14 protein-coding genes are annotated in these 17,578 nt (G+C 44.5%); 2 read left to right on the plus strand and 12 right to left on the minus strand.

Annotated features, from left to right (window positions below; all coding sequences use genetic code 11):
* Window positions 1-9: 9 nt before the first annotated feature.
* The 3 genes from PSM36_RS05475 to PSM36_RS05485 form a co-directional block, all read right to left on the minus strand.
* A complete protein-coding gene (locus tag PSM36_RS05475; protein WP_076929532.1) occupies window positions 10-2,556 on the minus strand; it encodes an ATP-dependent Clp protease ATP-binding subunit in 2,547 nt (848 codons plus the stop codon).
* A 313-nt stretch (window positions 2,557-2,869) separates the two neighbouring features.
* Window positions 2,870-3,997, minus strand: coding sequence for an AI-2E family transporter (locus PSM36_RS05480; protein ID WP_076929534.1), 1,128 nt, complete (start codon window positions 3,995-3,997; stop codon window positions 2,870-2,872).
* Between the two features lie 80 nt (window positions 3,998-4,077).
* Complete coding sequence (locus PSM36_RS05485; protein WP_076929536.1) at window positions 4,078-4,308, minus strand: hypothetical protein; 231 nt, start codon at window positions 4,306-4,308, stop codon at window positions 4,078-4,080.
* Between the two features lie 234 nt (window positions 4,309-4,542).
* Between PSM36_RS05485 and PSM36_RS05495 the strand changes: the two genes are divergently transcribed.
* Both PSM36_RS05495 and PSM36_RS05500 read left to right on the plus strand, forming a co-directional pair.
* A complete protein-coding gene (locus PSM36_RS05495) occupies window positions 4,543-5,298 on the plus strand; it encodes an SDR family oxidoreductase (RefSeq protein ID WP_076932071.1) in 756 nt (251 codons plus the stop codon).
* 97 nt (window positions 5,299-5,395) lie between these two features.
* Entirely contained in the window at window positions 5,396-7,822 is a 2,427-nt protein-coding gene (locus PSM36_RS05500; RefSeq protein WP_076929541.1) for an alpha/beta hydrolase family protein, read from the plus strand.
* A 94-nt stretch (window positions 7,823-7,916) separates the two neighbouring features.
* Here the strand turns inward: PSM36_RS05500 and PSM36_RS05505 are convergent, their stop codons facing one another.
* The 9 genes from PSM36_RS05505 to PSM36_RS17825 form a co-directional block, all read right to left on the minus strand.
* A complete protein-coding gene (locus PSM36_RS05505) occupies window positions 7,917-8,447 on the minus strand; it encodes a DUF192 domain-containing protein (RefSeq protein ID WP_076929543.1) in 531 nt (176 codons plus the stop codon).
* Between the two features lie 265 nt (window positions 8,448-8,712).
* Window positions 8,713-9,666 (minus strand): adenosylcobinamide-phosphate synthase CbiB, encoded by a 954-nt coding sequence (gene cbiB / locus PSM36_RS05510; RefSeq protein ID WP_083710939.1) that lies wholly within the window; start codon window positions 9,664-9,666, stop codon window positions 8,713-8,715.
* A 7-nt stretch (window positions 9,667-9,673) separates the two neighbouring features.
* Window positions 9,674-10,696 carry a pyridoxal phosphate-dependent aminotransferase gene (locus tag PSM36_RS05515; RefSeq protein WP_076929545.1) on the minus strand — a complete coding sequence of 341 codons (1,023 nt, stop codon included), beginning with the start codon at window positions 10,694-10,696 and terminating at the stop codon, window positions 9,674-9,676.
* 96 nt (window positions 10,697-10,792) lie between these two features.
* Window positions 10,793-12,253, minus strand: coding sequence for a cobyric acid synthase (locus PSM36_RS05520; RefSeq protein WP_076929547.1), 1,461 nt, complete (start codon window positions 12,251-12,253; stop codon window positions 10,793-10,795).
* A 32-nt stretch (window positions 12,254-12,285) separates the two neighbouring features.
* The gene (gene cobC / locus PSM36_RS05525) at window positions 12,286-12,816 is read right to left on the minus strand and encodes an alpha-ribazole phosphatase (protein WP_076929550.1); all 531 of its coding nucleotides are present in this window, start codon (window positions 12,814-12,816) and stop codon (window positions 12,286-12,288) included.
* Window positions 12,813-13,568 (minus strand): adenosylcobinamide-GDP ribazoletransferase, encoded by a 756-nt coding sequence (cobS, locus tag PSM36_RS05530; RefSeq protein WP_076929553.1) that lies wholly within the window; start codon window positions 13,566-13,568, stop codon window positions 12,813-12,815. The genes cobC and cobS overlap by 4 nt, the downstream gene beginning before the upstream one ends.
* Before the next feature lie 34 nt (window positions 13,569-13,602).
* Window positions 13,603-14,631 (minus strand): nicotinate-nucleotide--dimethylbenzimidazole phosphoribosyltransferase, encoded by a 1,029-nt coding sequence (cobT, locus tag PSM36_RS05535; protein ID WP_076929555.1) that lies wholly within the window; start codon window positions 14,629-14,631, stop codon window positions 13,603-13,605.
* A gap of 69 nt (window positions 14,632-14,700) precedes the next feature.
* Window positions 14,701-15,210 carry a bifunctional adenosylcobinamide kinase/adenosylcobinamide-phosphate guanylyltransferase gene (locus PSM36_RS05540; RefSeq protein ID WP_076929558.1) on the minus strand — a complete coding sequence of 170 codons (510 nt, stop codon included), beginning with the start codon at window positions 15,208-15,210 and terminating at the stop codon, window positions 14,701-14,703.
* 88 nt (window positions 15,211-15,298) lie between these two features.
* Window positions 15,299-17,458, minus strand: a complete 2,160-nt coding sequence (locus PSM36_RS17825) for a TonB-dependent receptor plug domain-containing protein (RefSeq protein ID WP_076929560.1) — start codon at window positions 17,456-17,458, stop codon at window positions 15,299-15,301.
* Window positions 17,459-17,578 lie beyond the last annotated feature (120 nt).

Here is a 17,578-nt window from a genome sequence, read left to right on the forward strand (position 1 = left end):
TGGAATTTATTATTCCACTTTTTCTTTTACTTTCATTATCACTTTCTGGTTTTCATCGTCAAAATCAACCAGAACGGTTTCGCCTTCTTTCATGCCGGTACGGATAATCATCTCAGCCATTTCGTCTTCGATGTATTTCTGGATGGCGCGTTTAAGCGGACGTGCTCCGAACTGTACATCATATCCTTTGTTGGCAATGAATTCCTTTGCCGGTTCAGAGAGGACAACATTGTATCCGAGGTCTCCGATACGTTTGTAAAGCCCTTTCAACTCGAGGTCGATGATCTTGTAGATCGACTCTTTGCTCAGCTGGTCGAACATCACGATATCGTCAACCCTGTTCAGAAATTCGGGAGCAAATGCTTTGTTCAATGCCTTCTGGATGATGTTGCGCGAATACTCGGCATCGGTTATATCCTGATTGGTATTGAATCCGATACCACGGCCGAAATCTTTCAACTGACGTGTTCCGATATTGGAGGTCATGATCAGGATTGTATTCTTGAAATCGATCTTCCGTCCAAGGCTGTCGGTCACATGCCCTTCGTCCAGAATCTGAAGCAGGATATTGAATACGTCGGGATGCGCTTTTTCAATCTCGTCGAGCAGTACTACAGAGTAGGGTCTACGACGTACTTTCTCGGTCAGTTGCCCGCCTTCTTCATATCCCACATATCCCGGAGGCGCACCCACAAGACGCGATACATTGAATTTTTCCATGTATTCGCTCATATCGATGCGGATAAGGTTTTCGGATGAGTCGAACAGGAACTCTGCCAGTTTTTTTGCCAAATGGGTTTTACCTACACCTGTAGGGCCGAGGAACATAAAGGTACCGATGGGTTTGTTGGGATCTTTCAATCCTACCCGGTTCCGCTGGATGGCTTTCACGATTTTGTCCACCGCTTCATCCTGGCCAATCACCTTGCTCTTCAGCTCATCACGCATTTCCAGTAATCGCTGGCCTTCAGCCTGTGCAATGCGTTGTACCGGAACACCCGAGATCATTGCCACCACTTCGGCGATCTTTTCTTCATCCACGATTTCCGGCTTTTCCTTGATCTCTTTTTGCCAGCGCTCCTCTTCCGCTTCAAGCGCCAACAACAACTGGCGTTGTTTGTCGCGATAGCTGGCTGCCAGCTCATATTTCTGCGCTTTTACCGCGTCGGTTTTCTGCTGTTCCACCTCTTTCAACTCCTCTTCGAGTTGTTCGATGGTCTTTGGTATCACTATATTGGAAATATGTACCCGGGCACCGGCTTCATCGAGTGCATCGATCGCTTTGTCGGGGAAAGTCCGGTCAGAAACATAACGGTCCGTTAGTTTCACGCACGCCTGTAGTGCTTCGTCGGTATAGCGCACATTGTGATGTTCTTCATATCGCTCCTTGATATTACGCAGTATCTGCAGCGTTTCTTCGGGAGTAGTGGGATCTACGATCACTTTTTGGAATCGGCGTTCCAAAGCACCGTCTTTCTCAATATTTTTCCTATATTCATCGAGGGTAGTAGCTCCTATACATTGTATCTCACCCCTTGCCAGCGCCGGCTTCAGCATATTTGCGGCATCCAGTGATCCGGCAGCACCACCGGCACCTACGATAGTATGGATTTCATCGATGAAGAGGATGATATTCGGATTTTTTGAGAGTTCGTTCAATATTGCCTTAATACGCTCTTCGAACTGGCCACGATATTTGGTTCCCGCAACGATTGACGCCATATCAAGTGCGATCACCCGCTTGTCGAATAGCGCCCTGGAGACTTTCTTCTGCGTGATACGCAGGGCAAGTCCGTCCACAATAGCCGATTTACCCACACCGGGATCACCGATGAGTACCGGATTGTTTTTCTTGCGACGGCTGAGTATTTGTGCAATACGCTCAATCTCTTTCTCACGTCCTACTACTGGATCGAGGCGATTCTCCAATGCAGCACGGGTGATATCTGTTCCGAAATTATCGAGTACCGGCGTATCGGATCCACTGCTTTTTGTCTGTGAAGAGGAACCTTGTCCCCCTGCCGGATTGAACGGATACTTTTCATTCGCGTCATCATCATCATCGTCGGTGAAGTTTGCTCCTGCAGAGGGCAGCTCACTATCTCCATCTTCGGTCCGGTTATCAAGAATACTCTTTATATAGAGAAATGCACTTGAATAATCGAGTTGAAATTGTGTGAGGATATCATTGATCAGAGTACTTTTTTCTTTCAGCAACGCCAACAAAATATGTTCGGAATCGGTTTCCCTGCTTTTGGTAAGACGCGCTTCCAGAATACTCATTTTTAATGCTTTTTCCGTATTCTTGTTAATCACGAGTTCATTAGTCCCATCATAAGGCTCCTGCGTGGCACGCACATGTGAGTCGATATAATCTTTCAATACATGTAAATCTATATCGAAATCCTGGAGTACCTGAATAGCTAAGCCGTCGCCATCGCGAAGGATGCCGAGCATAAGATGTTCAGGCCCTATATAGTTGTTCTGGAGCCTTCCCGCTTCTTCACGGCTGTAAGCCATGATGTCCCTGACTCGTTGTGAAAAGTTGCTATCCATATATTCTTGTTTCAATTCTATTAGTCGTTTTCTCGCTATGGTAAAGTTCAAACAAGTTTGACTTTACTCATATAGCTTAATGAAAACGTTCCTTCTTTAGCTGTGTATCGACTACAAATATAGTCTTTTATTTTAAATCAAATAAAATTTTTTGACGGTCATATATAAAAATAATTGCTCATTTATATGACCGTTCAATATGATTTTGCAAAAACAGTGCCAAAGAATAATTTGTTGATTTTATGGTTTCGTTATGTCGATTGACAATTCATAATTGGTAATTGGTAATTGGTAATTGGTTTTGGTAATTGGATCAATTAACCTCGGGTGTATCTCCCTTTCTCTTTTTGGGTTTGGCCGAATCATACATCGGAATTTTCACTTTCCTTGCTTTTATGCGTGTAGTGACCCTAGGTTCTGCTTTTGATCCCGGTATATATTCATGACGGTACATGTTAAAGAACAGAATGAAAAGCGATAACAACAGGGGGCCAAATATAACTCCCCAAAACCCGAACATAGGAATCCCGATAAGTACCCCGAATACGGTGATTAACGGATGGATATCTGCTAATTGTTTTTGTAGGAGGAAACGGGCTACATTATCAACACCTCCAATAATGAACAGACCATAGATAAGTAACGCGATACCGTTTACGTAATCGCCGGCTAACAGCAGGGTGATTCCTAATGGAACCCAGACAATCATGGTACCTACAATGGGTAGTATAGTGGAGAAAGCGGTAAGAACGGCATATAGAATCGCACTGTCTATGCCGAAGAAGAGATAGCCCATATAGGCGAAAAATCCCTGGATAATTGCCAGAAGTGGGATTCCAACGGCATTTGCCTGAATAATCATACGGGTCTCTTCTGCCAGGATCTGCTTATTCTCTTCCTTGAATGGCAACACTTCCCTGATAGCTGTTTCAAACTCGTTATTGTTGAAAAGCATGTAATACAACACGAAAAGAATCACCACTACATTGATCACAAATGAATAAACACTGTTCCCAAGCATTTGCAGAATATTGGATCCGGCTCTCGGTAAAGCAGCCAGATTTTCAGGGGTGAATATATTAAAACCAAGCCTTTCTTCCATGGCGTCGACCAATTCGTTAAACTGTCTCAGAATTGCTTCGGGATTGATCGAGATTCCTGAAACCGTATCAATTACCAGAAAAGTGAGTCCGGTAAGGGGGATAAGGATGAAGAACAGTACCTCCAACACGATGAGCAATGCACTGATCGACTTTTTGAATTTAAGTTTTTGTGTGAAAAATTTCTGTTGCCCGTTTACCAGTACATACAAGGTGGCTGCACCCAGGAAACCACTCATATAGGGACGTGTGTGCCTGAAAATGATCAGTCCCAAAAAGACGAGAAACCCGATAAGGATATATTTATACCGTATTTCTTTTTTTTCTTGCTCTATTGACATGGGAAATTTTATGAAGTATATATAATTGTATTATTCAATCCTGGAAACACTGAACCCTTTGAGATGAGGATTACGGAAAGTTATACAAAATCTTCCGGTTTTGCAAATCCACCTTCGATCAAAGCTTCTTTTGCGCTTTCATAATCGGAGCTTTTCACCTGCATCTCTATATCTCCGAGAGGATATGTCAATCTGTTGAGTGTGAGGTTTTTCATATAGATTTCAATCCCTCTCATTTCCATGAATGTCTGTACGATGGGTACATCGGAAGCAAAAGTGAATGTTTTCACCGTAATAAAATGTTCCTCCATAGGTGATACTTTAGTGATATGATCTTGTTTTTTGATAACGTAAAAGTACGCTTTTTGTTTATCAAAATGGGGTTTGTGTGGTTTTTTTGTACTAATTTTGATGTTATTTATGGAGAGGTTAGAAATAAGAAGAGTAGGTATGTGAATGGGATGAATGGGATACTTCCAGATTTCCAATCCAACATCCCAAATCCGCAGTCTTGATTCTTGGTGCTGAATCTGAAATTAAATTTTATGGAAAAAATAGCATTGGTTACTGGGGCAACTTCCGGAATAGGGGAAGCTACAGCCCTTAAGCTTGCCGAAAATGGTTTTGGTGTGATAATTACCGGCAGGCGGCAGGAGAGATTGGCTGTATTGAAGAATAAACTCGAAGCGAACGGTTCCCATGTATTGACTCTCTGTTTCGATGTACGTGATGAAGAGGAAGTAAATACTGCCCTGAAAGGTCTGCCGCCGGAATGGCAAAATATAGGTGTATTGGTGAATAATGCAGGTTTGGCAGCAGGTTTTGAACCGGTGCAACAGGGAGACAGTGTTGATTGGAACCGGATGATCGATACCAACGTAAAAGGATTGCTCTATGTTACCCGTTTCGTTTCGCAGGGAATGATTGCCCGCAAAAAAGGCCATATCGTCAACATCGGCTCCATTGCCGGAAAAGAGGTGTATCCCAACGGAAATGTCTATTGTGCCACCAAGCATGCGGTGGATGCATTGACCAAAGGGATACGTTTTGATCTTCTCCCTTATAATATAAAAGTGACACAGATCTGCCCCGGCGCCGTGGAAACGGAATTCTCCATCGTGCGTTTTCATGGCGATAAGAGTCGGGCCGATAAGGTGTATGAGGGTTATGAATGTTTAGTGGCCGATGATATTGCGGAGTGTATATGGTTTGCTGTTTCACGCCCTCCGCATGTGAATGTCAACGATATGCTGGTGATGCCCACGGCACAGGCTTCTGCTTCTGTTTTTCATAAAATATAATGAAAGCCGAGAGAAAAACCAAGCTTGCTTGAACTATTCCGAGGCACCTCTGATATTCTACAAATATAAACTATGATTAATAAAAAACATATGCACCATGAAACGAATTTGTATTATTTTATTTGTTCTGCTTATGGCACCCCGGTTTGTTGAATCACAGGAAAATATCACCTATCAGGTACCACCGGCCGAAATTCTGGAATTGGTCGATATAGAAAGAGCGCCTTCAGTCAATATGGACAGCAAAGGCGGGCAGATGCTGTTCCTGTACCGGAATACGTTCAAAACGCTGTCTGACCTGAACCAGCCTGAAGTGAGACTTGCAGGCCTGCGTATTAACCCCGATGCCAATATATCGAGTACGGTAACCTATTCTAATAATATACGTTATAAAAAAACGAAAGAGAAAGAAGTGAGGCAAATAGAAGGTTTACCTTCTGAACCTCTTATTGCATACATATCTTTTTCGCCTGATGAGACAAAGCTTGCATTTACCAATACGGTAGAAAACGGAGTTGAACTATGGATTGCCGACTTGAAGACCTTGCAGGCGGGAAGAGTGACGGATGCCGTTGTGAATGCTAATGCAGGATTTCCATACAGTTGGTTTAACGATGGTTCCGGATTGCTTGTCAGGATGCTTCCCGAAAACCGCCCCGAATTGATTGATACCCAAAAGGCTTTACCGGAAGGGCCAATTGTTTCGGTCAGTGATGGGCAGATATCTCAAAACCGGACTTATCAGGATTTGCTGAAGAATCCGGTCGATGAGGCCAATTTCGAAACGCTGATGACATCGGAACTCTATAAGGTGGGGTTCGATGGTTCGAAGACAAGATGGAAAGAGGCTGGAATGTATATAAGCCAATCCTTTTCCCCTGATGGAAAATATCTTTTGTTGACTACGCTCTCCCGTCCGTTCTCCTATACCGTCCCTTATTACAGTTTTCCGAATATTGCTGAGATATACACGGCTGATGGGGATTTCTTGATGAAGTTCAACGAACAACCGTTGCTGGAGAATCTGCCGATAGGTTTTATGGCTACTCAGCAGGGAAAAAGAAATATCAACTGGCGTGCCGATAAATCTTCGACCCTCTACTGGGCAGAAGCGCTTGATAAAGGTGATCCGGAAGTGAAAGTCGATTTCCGTGACGAGGTGTTCCAACTCGATGCTCCGTTTACCGGCAGTCCCCGTTCGTTGGTGAAAACTATCAACCGTTATGCCGGTATTACCTGGGGTAACGATGAATATGCTATTCTCCGTGATTACTGGTGGAATACGCGAAATCAGAAGATGTATGTTTTCAATCCTTCGGACAACAAGCAGGAACCTCGTATCATTGTCGACCGGAACTACCAGAACGTGTATGATGACCCCGGTTATCCGCAAACAGCAAAGAATGCTTTGGGAACCTATACACTGCAAATGGATGGAAACTCGATCTATTTCTTTGCAGACGGTTTTACTGCTGATGGACAGTTCCCGTTTATAGACGAACTGGATCTGAGAACACTACAAAAGAAACGGATCTATCAGTCTGCCTATACCGACAAGGTTGAAGAACTGGTTACGTTTGTCGATAGTAAAAAAGGAATAATTATCACCCGGATCGAGTCACCGACTGAATATCCCAATTATTATATCCGTAATATCAGGAATAAACGTGCACCGGAACCGTTGACTGCATTTGAAAATCCGTTCAAGAGCATTGAGAACGTCTATAAGGAGGTGATCAGTTATAAACGTGAAGACGGGGTCGAGCTTACCGGTACATTGTACTTGCCGGCCGGTTACGACAGGGAGAAAAAGGAAAAACTGCCGATGGTCATGTGGGCATATCCCACCGAATATAAAGACCGGAACAGCGCGGGACAAACTACAGCCAACCCCAATTCATTTACTTACTTGTCGTATGGAAATCCTATTTACTGGGTGACACGTGGCTATGCGATCCTGGATGATGCGGCCTTTCCTATCGTGGGAGAGGGTGATGATCAACCGAACGACACTTTTGTGGAACAACTGGTTGCCAATGCCAAAGCGGCGATAGATGCCGTGGATGCGCTGGGATATATAGACCGGGAGCGAGTCGCTGTAGGGGGACATTCCTATGGCGCATTCATGACGGCGAATCTGTTGACCCATTCTGACCTCTTTGCTGCCGGTATTGCCCGTAGCGGTGCGTACAACCGTACTCTCACGCCATTCGGTTTCCAGGCAGAGGAACGGAACTACTGGGTGGCTCCTGAAACTTATAACGCCATGTCTCCTTTTATGCATGCCGATAAGATGAAAACACCCCTATTGCTTACCCATGGAGAGAGTGACAATAATTCCGGTACGCATACGATGCAGAGTGAGCGCTACTTTCAGGCGTTGAAGAGCTTTGGTGCTCCTGTCCGCCTGGTACTCCTGCCAAAGGAAAGCCACGGGTATGCTGCCCGGGAGAATGTACTGCATCTGTTGTGGGAACAGGATCAGTGGCTGGAAAAATATGTGAAAATGAAGGATAAAAAATGAGGGCAACCAATATCTACATAATTGTTATAGAGTGTATTACAGCCAAACAGAAAAAATATGATTCCGACGGTAAGGAAATGGGGTAGGGAGGGTGTTATTTCGGGATAACAAATTCTATCCTGTCTCCGATGTTAATACCGTGCCGGTTTGAGAAACCTGCATTTACCTCCACTACATAGATTGCAGGCTTCGTAGATGCATAATTCCACTCTTTTAACGGGGTGGTATTGGCGTGGATGGTCACGATCTCTTTATCCCTATTTACAAAAAGGATATCCAATGGGATGTAAGTGTTTTTCATCCAGAAACTCTGCATCTCTTCCATACTTTGAATGAACAGCATCCCTGCATTTTCCGGAAGGGTACGCCGGTACATCAATCCGCGTGCCCGTAATTGGTCGTTATCGGCCACTTCAATATCGATCATTGCCAGTGTGTCGCCATTCTGCGGGCTTGTAAAGAACAGTTCTCCCTGCTTACGGAATGGAATGTCTATTGTTTCGGATTGCGTTCCTGCCTCGGTCTCTGAGCCGGATTTTTGTGAAAAATAGAGAACCAGACCGGCTATTGCGATCAATATAACTATCAGAGATATATTCCGGTTGCTTTTTTTCTTTTGTGACATGTTAGTATATTCTTTTTTCTTTTCATTTCATTTGGGATCATCTTCCTGATGTCAGGAAAATGTTATACAATTTCTCTCAGTAAATATATACAGATATACTCTGTACAGGTTTTGTCACTTCGAAACCAGTACTGTTAAACCGGTTACTATACATAATAACCAAAGTAAAAGACCATTTTGTCATATTCATTCCTCGTTTTAAATATATATGACGAAGGTACGAAAAATAATATAAAACCAAATAGTTTGTAACTAAACGGTGAGATTATTCAATACAGAAAAAGAGAAACAGGATAATTATCAACGTCATTGTCAGGGTAACCCGTATATTGATGAAACAGGCCCGTAGCACGTCGGCGTGTGAGAGATCCCGGTCGTTCTCTCCTATATAGGGTTTTTCTACTAATTTGCCATGATACACGTTTGGACCGCCGAATCGGCAGTTGAGAATTCCGGCCAGCGCCGATTCGGGATAACCGGAGTTGGGGCTTGAGTGGCATCCGGCGTACTTGCGGATAAAGCGGAATCCACGTCCTGAAGGTGGGAACAGCACCATTAATAAAGCTGTAAGCCGGGCGGGAATAAAGTTGGCTGCATCATCGAGGATGCGGGCGGCAAACCATCCGAAATCGCGGTACTTCTCATTTTTATACCCGATCATGGAGTCCATGGTATTTATCATCTTGTATGCCATCATCAGAGGGATACCGCCGAGTGCATAGAAAAACAGGGGCGCGATTACCCCGTCGCTGAGGTTTTCGGCCAGTGTTTCGAGTGTTGCCGTGCGGATCTGTTTTGCTGTAAGTTGAGATGTGTCACGTCCCACAATCCAGCCCAGTTGCTTTCGTGCTGCCGGAATATCACCTTTCACAACCAGTATTTCCACTTTCACCGCTTCGGAGATCAGGCTCCGGTTGCTGACCGCATAAAAAAAGAGAATGGTGTTGATGATAAGCAGGACGGCAGGGTAGGGAGTGAGTATCCGTTCTAACCCCAATAAAAATAGAAAGACCAATAATACCAATCCTGAAGCGACAAGTACGCCATTCCTCTTTTGATGGTTTCCCCGGTTAAACTGCCGGTCACACCAGGCAATCATACTGCCAAACAGCCGGATGGGATGTGGCAAACGGTGTGGATCGCCGATAAAAGCATCCAGCAATAACCCGCCCAATAGCGGAATTAGAAAATCCTGGTATGTGATAAAGAAATGGTACAAAATAAAATCAATATCTTGTATAGAACAATTTCAATGCTTTAATAAGCTGATGGTTCCACACTTCGTCCTGTACAGAAATACGAAAATGTTGTGGTGTTAATCCTCTGAAGTTGGCTGCATCGCGGATCAACAGCCCGGATTTGTCGATTAGAAACTGCTTCAATTCCGCTGCAGTTCCTTCTGTCATCTTTACCAAAAAGAAATTGGACGGTGAGGCGGTCACTTCGAATTGAGGTAACGCGTTGATTTCTTGTTGTAACCGTGCTGATTCGGCACATAGTGAAGCGGCATCCGGCAACAGCCTGTTCCGGTTCTCCAGAATAAAACTTCCTGCTTCCAGAGCCAATACATTTACCGACCAGGGGGGGCGCAATGACCGGATACCATCGATTATCTGTTGGTCGGCAACAATATACCCCAGGCGTAATCCGGGAATGCCAAATGTTTTTGTAAGCGAGTGTACGATAATCAGATTCTTGAATCTGCCTTGCAACTCTTTTACCGATTCGTTCCGCGGGCATAGCTCGTCATAAGCTGCATCCACGACAAAACAGGTATGGTGATTTTTGCTGCAAAAACGTGAAATAGTATCGTTACTCACAAGCGTTCCGTCGGGATTGTTCGGTACGCCGAACCAGGCCATATCAACTTCAAAGTGGGGGGTATCCTGCAATGATCCTATCGGGAGGAACGAAATCTCATGCCGATAAGTGCGACAGGCATCCTCATACTCTGAAAAGGCAGGATAGGGGATTACACTTTTCCGGTGTTGAAAGAGGTGTGCGAGCAAATAAAACGCCTCTGCAGAACCGTTTGTGACCAATATATTATCGGGAGATACAGCGTGAAAATCTGCCAATTGAGATGTTAATTTACGACTGTTTGGATCAGGATAATTGCGGATGGTATCCATATGACTTTTCAGATAATCCGCAATAGTCTCCGATTCGTTCCGGTAAGGAATATTAGAGCTGAAGTCACATCTTATATCCGCATAATCATATATGTCGTTACCATGTCCTGTTTGCATTCTTTTAATTACCAATTACCAATTACCAATTATCGTGTGCAGCACATTGTCATTTATTGCCAAAGCATTATCCTTCCCGTTTTTCCTACTAACCACCTAGGCACCCAGGCACTTATAAACATACTCCATATCCACATTCTCCCGGATCACATCAGCGAGCCGGTTATATCCCTCTTCCTTACGGGCTTTATAATTGACGGTGGCGGAAATATCGGGATCTATCTGACGTAGCACCCGTTCAATAACTGATGCATTATCAAAAATGCCGTGGATATAGGTTCCCCAGGTCTTGTCATTCAGGAAATAACCGTCAGTTTCACCGTTTTCCATACGGCAGAGCGGACGATTGGAAGATGTATGTCCTGCGTGTATCTCATATCCTTCACCTGAAATATCACTTTCAATAAATGAAAACCGGCATTGTCGCGTTTGTTTCCCATCAGCAAGGGTAGTGATAACCGGGAGTATGTTCAATCCGGGTAGTACCGGGATATTTCCTTCCACACCATCGGGGTCGCGGACTTCTTCTCCCATCATCTGGTAACCGCCACAGATGCCATATACCGGTTTCCCGCTGCGGTGATGGGCCAGAACAACCTTGTCGAGGTGTTTTTCCCGTAATGTTTTTAAATCGGACAACGTATTTTTTGATCCGGGAATAATAATAATATCGGTCTGCGACAAGGTTTCCGGATTGTCCGAATAGAAAAGGTTCACGTCCGGTATCAGTTCCAGCATATTGAAATCGGTAAAGTTTGATAAGTGCTTCAACAATACTACTCCGATATTTATTTTTCCCTCTTTAAAAGCTGTTTTTTTCTTTTCGATAACCACCCCATCTTCCTGTTCGATAAAAAGCCCTTTACAATAGGGGATAATACCAATTACCGGTTTTCCTGTCAGTCCTTCCAATATCTTTTTGCCATCGTCAAACAGGGTGATATCTCCCCTGAACTTATTGATAATAATCCCTTTGATGGCATTGCATTCGGCTTCGGGAAGCAATTGAAGTGTTCCGTACACACTGGCGAACACTCCGCCCTTATCAATATCAGCGACCAGAAATGTGGCGGCATTGGTATGCAGTGCCACACGCATGTTCACGATATCTTTCTCCCGGAGGTTGATTTCTGAAATACTACCGGCTCCTTCAATCACTATTGGATTATAGCGGCTGGCCAGCCTGTCGAACGAACGCATTACTTCCGAGAAGAGTGAGTCCCGGTCAGTCTCGTTGAAATATTCCCGTGCCGATTTATTCCCTGCGGGTTTACCGTTGAGCACCACTTGCGAGGTTGAGTTGCCGGTCGGTTTCAGCAAGACGGGGTTCATCTCCACTGTGCAGCCGATTCCGCATGCTTCCGCCTGTACAGCCTGTGCACGGCCTATTTCAAGATTGTCTCCGGTCGGATAGCTGTTGAGTGACATATTCTGCGCCTTAAACGGGGCAGGGGAATAACCGTCTTGAAGGAATATACGGCAGAAACCGGTATTGATTACCGATTTTCCTACGTCGGAGCCGGTGCCGACAAACATAATGGGACGAAGTTTATTCATTATATGGCAATATTTCCAGTGACGGTTGTAATCTATGGTCGTTTTTCTATGATCGTGACCTGCCCATAAGCAACCGGTTTGTCGAATGCTCTTTTTACCGGCCAGTTTTTTAACAATATCCTGAATGCACGGATAACCCCTGCATGTGTGATGACCAGTATATTGGCATCTGTTTTTGGTAAATCTGCAATAAAGCTCTCCACCCTCTGCAGTATGTCCCGATATGACTCTCCATTTGGGCAGGCTTCGTTCAGATAATCGGTAAACCATTTTCCACCTCTCTCTGATTCGAAGATTTTATCCCATGTTTGGCCTTCCCATTCACCGAAGTTCAATTCTTTCAACCGGTCGTCAAGGAGTAATGGATACTCCAATGATATGCCGAGTTTTACACATCGGCTCAACGGACTGCAAAAAATATGTCCGAACTGTATCCCTGATAATCTCGACCGGATTGATCCCATTTCGGTTTCGAACGAGTCGGCCAATGGTACGTCGGTCTGCCCGTAACAGATACCTGATGGTACATCCACACGTGTATGTCGGACAAGATAGAGTTTCATGAGATCGGATATAATGCAGCACAAACAAGATAAAACGCGAGTTCCGAGAATTGTTGCAATGCGCCCAATACATCACCAGTGAAACCACCTATTTTCCTCTCCGTATATTTTTTCAAAACCATGACGATCATTGCATAAACCGGAATAACAACCAGAATAATTTTCCAGGATATGAAAACCAGTGGTAGCAGGCCAAATATAAGTGCAATCACGAATGTCACCTTATCTGTTCTCCTGCGGGTATGCATCGCCTTACTCTCTCCCGTGCGTGCATAATGGGAACTATTTATCAGAAAAATCGGCATCATCCTGCTTGATGCATGTGATGCAATTAATACTGTAATAATATGGGATGGGTTGATAGAAAGGAGCAGTGTAAGCTTTGACACAAACAGTAAGATAAGGGCGATGACTCCATAGGCGCCGATAGTACTCTCTTTCATGATGGCCAAAATACGTTCCTTGTCGCGTCCTCCCCCGAATCCATCAAAAAAGTCCGATAGGCCGTCTTCGTGGAGGGCCCCGGTTACGATCACCATTACAGCTACGGATATAACAAGGGCGACCGGTACCGGGAATATCCACCGGAACAGTAAAAATATTCCTCCTCCAATTGCACCCACAATGATACCAATCAATGGAAAATAACGGAATGCTTTCGTCAGGTTTTCTTCCGAATAGTTGATTTTACCTGCCGGAATACGGCTGTAAAAGAAGAGTGCATGGAAAAAGAGGTTGATTTGCTGCTTCATCTTTCCGGTTTGCTAAAATAGGCTATTTTCCACTTTATGTCGATGAATGGAAATGTTTGTTTCTGACATCATGTACACCGGCCTCTTCGAAACCGGCCATCTCATTGAGGAAGATCAATGCTGACCTGACAATGGGATAAGCCAGGGCAACTCCGGTTCCTTCTCCTAACCGCAGGTTGAGATGTAGGATCGGATTGCCTTTCAGGTACTTGAGCATCAATATATGTCCCTTTTCATCCGATGAATGGCTGAAGAGGGTGTTTTCGAGGATATCGGGTTGAATTTCGTATGCAGCCAGAAAAGCAGAAGTCGCAATAAATCCGTCGGCAACGACCAACATATTTGACCGTTTAGCCTCGAGTACGGCTCCGCACATCATTGCAATTTCGAAGCCACCGAATGTAGCCAGTGTTTCGACCGGAGTAGCGGGATAGTATTTTTCGGCAACCCGTTGAAGTATTTCACATTTATGACGGACACCTGCATCATCATGACCGGCACCTCGTCCCACACAATCATCGAGGGGGATGCCCGTAAATTTATGCAGTAACAGCGATGCCGGTGAAGTATTTCCGATACCCATTTCCCCGAAACCTATCACGTTGCAGCCATTCTCAAATTCCTGACGGACAAATTCTGCTCCTTTTTCCATCGCCTTGTGACAGGTTTCTATGCTCATGGCAGGCTGATATAACATATTGTTTGTGCCACGGCCTAATTTGGCATCAATAACACCTGATCCTGCCGGAAAATCGAAATCGACACCGGCATCGATAATTTTCAGGTTGATACCGTGCTGGCGTGCGAACACATTGATCCCGGCGCCTCCATGGACGAAGTTCATTACCATCTGATGGGTGATCTCTTTCGGGCAGGGGCTTACCCCCTCGTCGGCAATGCCATGATCGGCTGCAAATACCAGTATGGCAGGATTACATAGTTCGGGCGTCAGTGTTTGCTGTATCCTACCGACCTTAAAAGCAATCTCTTCAAGTTTGCCGAGCGAACCTGCCGGCTTTGTACGGCTGTCGATCTTCTGCCGAAGTGCAGTTTCAATATTCATATTTTTTAATCATATAAAGAAGTTAGAAATCAGAAGTTAGCACTGAGAAGTTAGAATTTTTCACTTTCTTCACTTCAGTTGCAATGGAATACCGGATACCATCACGTATGCCTTATCGGCCGATGCGGCAATATGCTGGTTGACCCATCCCTGCAGATCGGTGAAATGGCGCGAAGCCTCATCGGGAGCATGAAGTCCCATCCCTATTTCATTACTGACGATGATTAGCCGGAAATCCTGCTGAATGAAACCGTTCCATTCCGACTTTGCCTCTTCCAGTGCAGCGTCGAGATTATAGTCGTTATCATGGAAGATATTGGTCAGCCACAGTGTAATGCAGTCAAGCAGGACAGTTCGACCGGCAAGTGAGAGAGAACGCAAATATTTCTCTTCTTCGATGGTTTCCCATTGTTCACCCCGGTCAGCCTGATGACGACGGATACGTTGTTCGAAATCATCGTCCCAGCGGCGGGACGTGGCAAGATATAACGGGCTGGAGGAATATTCTTCCGCCAACTTTTGTGCGAATCGGCTTTTGCCTGATCGTTGTCCGCCTGTAATGAAAATAATCTCCCGCATTATTTTTCTGTTTTATTTTACACTAAGTTGTTTTCTAGTGCGCAAAATCAATTTGCACCATGTTCAGATGCAAATTTACCTAATTTCTTCAGAACGAATAGCTGAATGACCCCATAATACTACGTCCCGGCATATTGTATCCGTCTTTTTCGGTGTAATTTTCATCGAGCAGGTTGGATACTGATATCCCGACACGTGCTTTCGGGGTTACATTATAGTAAGCAGAATAATCAAAAACCAGATGTGCCGAATGTTGAAGAACCTGATCGGTTGTTTCATAATCGCCCTTGGTGTAGTAATCTTCCGGTTTTATATCGGGACGAAGGCTGGTAGGATTCCAATTTTCGTCATAGGCAAACATCCAGTCCTGTTCCAGCCGTTTTCCGATATAGCGTGCGTTTAGCCGGGTTACAAAACCGCGGTTGGTATCAAATGTAATACCGAAGTTCCCTGTATTGCGGCGTACGTAGAGTATATCTTTGGTCAGCGTCTTCTCATCAGGTGTGCCTTTTCCTCTTATTTCATCAAATTTGTTATTGAACATATGGGTGAAACCTGCATATAGTTCCAGGCTATTTTGCGATCCAAACTCTTTGGCGATATCGGATGAGAACATAAGCTCCAGCCCGTTCATGCGGCCATTTGTGGCATTCGCAAAGGTGAAGTACATGTCGTTGGTTGTTTCATCAAATTTTGTCTCGTTCACGATCTTATTTTTATAAAACGCGTGAAAATAGGACACATCTAAATTCAACCATTCATTATTGGATATGTTCATCCCGAAATCGAATGAAGTGGATGTTTCAGCTTTCAGGTCTTCATTTCCTTTGTATTTCATGCCTCCCGCCTCGAATTGTCCGGCCATCTTATAGGCGTCGGGCATGTAGAAAGCGTTTCCTGCACTGGCATGGATGTTCAGTATAGGTGTAAGGAAGTATTTGATCCCGACCGAAGGGTTGAAGTTGGAATAATTGTTACTTTTCTTTTCGTTACCGAGAAAATCATCTGCTTCCAGTGTGAATTTGGTGTAGCTATAGCGTAGGCCGGCATTGACAAATAGATTGTCTTTTGTGTATGCTCCTTGTACAAATACCGATGAAGCAAAGCTATTATGATCAGGACGGTAAGGATCCGTCTGCGTCATTTTATCTGTAAACCGTTCGGAGGAGACGTTCAGTGCATCCAGGTCGATTCCTCCGATCAATTGGAAATCACCCCAGGTATGTGTATCGCTTAACTTCAATCCATATTGTTTGACCGACTCCTTGTAGTTGATAAATGCATTATCGGTGTTGTTGTCGTAATTGCTCTCATTATAAACAGAATAATAGGGGGAGATAAGCAATATGTTATTGAACGTATTGCGACGGACATCGACTGAGGTATTGGTCCGGTCGAAGTCTTTCTTGGTCAATCCTTCAGAATGCCAATAGTTACCGGGCATTTCAATGTCATTTGAAGTGACGAATATGCCTGACAGATCGGCACTCCAGAGGTCATTGAACCCAATATTCAATTTCCCCATGAATTGGTTGATCTGGTATTGGCTGTTGGTCATGATATCGCCATACGATTTTTTGTCGAGGATCAATTCCTCTTTTTCCGATAAAGAAATCAGATTCTTTTTCCCGATACGATAATCTTTATCCTGTGCTTTCCTTGAAAAGCCGAGTGCTAAAGAAACGTTATCGGAAATGCCTCCCGATGCATATCCGTTGAAGTTGGTCTGCCCGAAATTTCCGGCGCTAAGGCTGATATTGCCAGTCCGGCTATCACCGGGTTTGCGTGTGATGATATTAATCACGCCACCCATTGCGTCCGATCCATAGAGCACTGAGTAGGGGCCTTTCACTACTTCTATCATCTCGATAAAATCGGTTGGGATAGAAGTGAGATTGGTTGTCCCGGCCGGTTTGCCATCGATCAACACCAATGTGTAGTTGCGGTTATGGGCGGAAGGGCTGAACCCACGCATACCTATGGCCGATGAAGAGCCGGGATATTGTATGATGTCAAGGTTGACAGTCCGTTTAAGCAGGTCGGCCGCATTGTCAGCCTGTACGGTGGTTATTTTTTTACTGTCGATGATCTCCACTTTCTGTGGAACGCTCTTTAAAGGTAGTCCCATACGAGTAGCGGTGACCACTACTTCCTCCAGGTCATATGTTTGTTCGGCAGAATCCTGCGCATAGAGGAGTGTGCCAGTGAAAAGCAAGGCAAAAATGCCGGTGAAAAATTTCTTGTTCATTGTTGAAAAATTTACAGTTAAACATTCGTTTGAACCATAAACTTTCGAGGGAGAGAGTGTTTTGAAATTCCGGATACAAGGAGAATTTAAATGCGGGAGAATTTAAATGCCGGAAATGAT

The organism is Proteiniphilum saccharofermentans (assembly GCF_900095135.1).
In the GTDB taxonomy this organism is placed as follows: domain Bacteria; phylum Bacteroidota; class Bacteroidia; order Bacteroidales; family Dysgonomonadaceae; genus Proteiniphilum; species Proteiniphilum saccharofermentans.

Bases quoted from the DNA above. Each gene is read 5' to 3' on its own strand.
- PSM36_RS05475 (WP_076929532.1), bottom strand. From the start codon at position 2,556: ATGGATAGCAACTTTTCACAACGAGTCAGGGACATCATGGCTTACAGC.
- PSM36_RS05480 (WP_076929534.1), bottom strand. From the start codon at position 3,997: ATGTCAATAGAGCAAGAAAAAAAAGAAATACGGTATAAATATATCCTT.
- PSM36_RS05485 (WP_076929536.1), bottom strand. From the start codon at position 4,308: ATGGAGGAACATTTTATTACGGTGAAAACATTCACTTTTGCTTCCGAT.
- PSM36_RS05495 (WP_076932071.1), top strand. From the start codon at position 4,543: ATGGAAAAAATAGCATTGGTTACTGGGGCAACTTCCGGAATAGGGGAA.
- PSM36_RS05500 (WP_076929541.1), top strand. From the start codon at position 5,396: ATGAAACGAATTTGTATTATTTTATTTGTTCTGCTTATGGCACCCCGG.
- PSM36_RS05505 (WP_076929543.1), bottom strand. From the start codon at position 8,447: ATGTCACAAAAGAAAAAAAGCAACCGGAATATATCTCTGATAGTTATA.
- PSM36_RS05515 (WP_076929545.1), bottom strand. From the start codon at position 10,696: ATGCAAACAGGACATGGTAACGACATATATGATTATGCGGATATAAGA.
- PSM36_RS05520 (WP_076929547.1), bottom strand. From the start codon at position 12,253: ATGAATAAACTTCGTCCCATTATGTTTGTCGGCACCGGCTCCGACGTA.
- cobC (WP_076929550.1), bottom strand. From the start codon at position 12,816: ATGAAACTCTATCTTGTCCGACATACACGTGTGGATGTACCATCAGGT.
- cobS (WP_076929553.1), bottom strand. From the start codon at position 13,568: ATGAAGCAGCAAATCAACCTCTTTTTCCATGCACTCTTCTTTTACAGC.
- cobT (WP_076929555.1), bottom strand. From the start codon at position 14,631: ATGAATATTGAAACTGCACTTCGGCAGAAGATCGACAGCCGTACAAAG.
- PSM36_RS05540 (WP_076929558.1), bottom strand. From the start codon at position 15,210: ATGCGGGAGATTATTTTCATTACAGGCGGACAACGATCAGGCAAAAGC.
- PSM36_RS17825 (WP_076929560.1), bottom strand. From the start codon at position 17,458: ATGAACAAGAAATTTTTCACCGGCATTTTTGCCTTGCTTTTCACTGGC.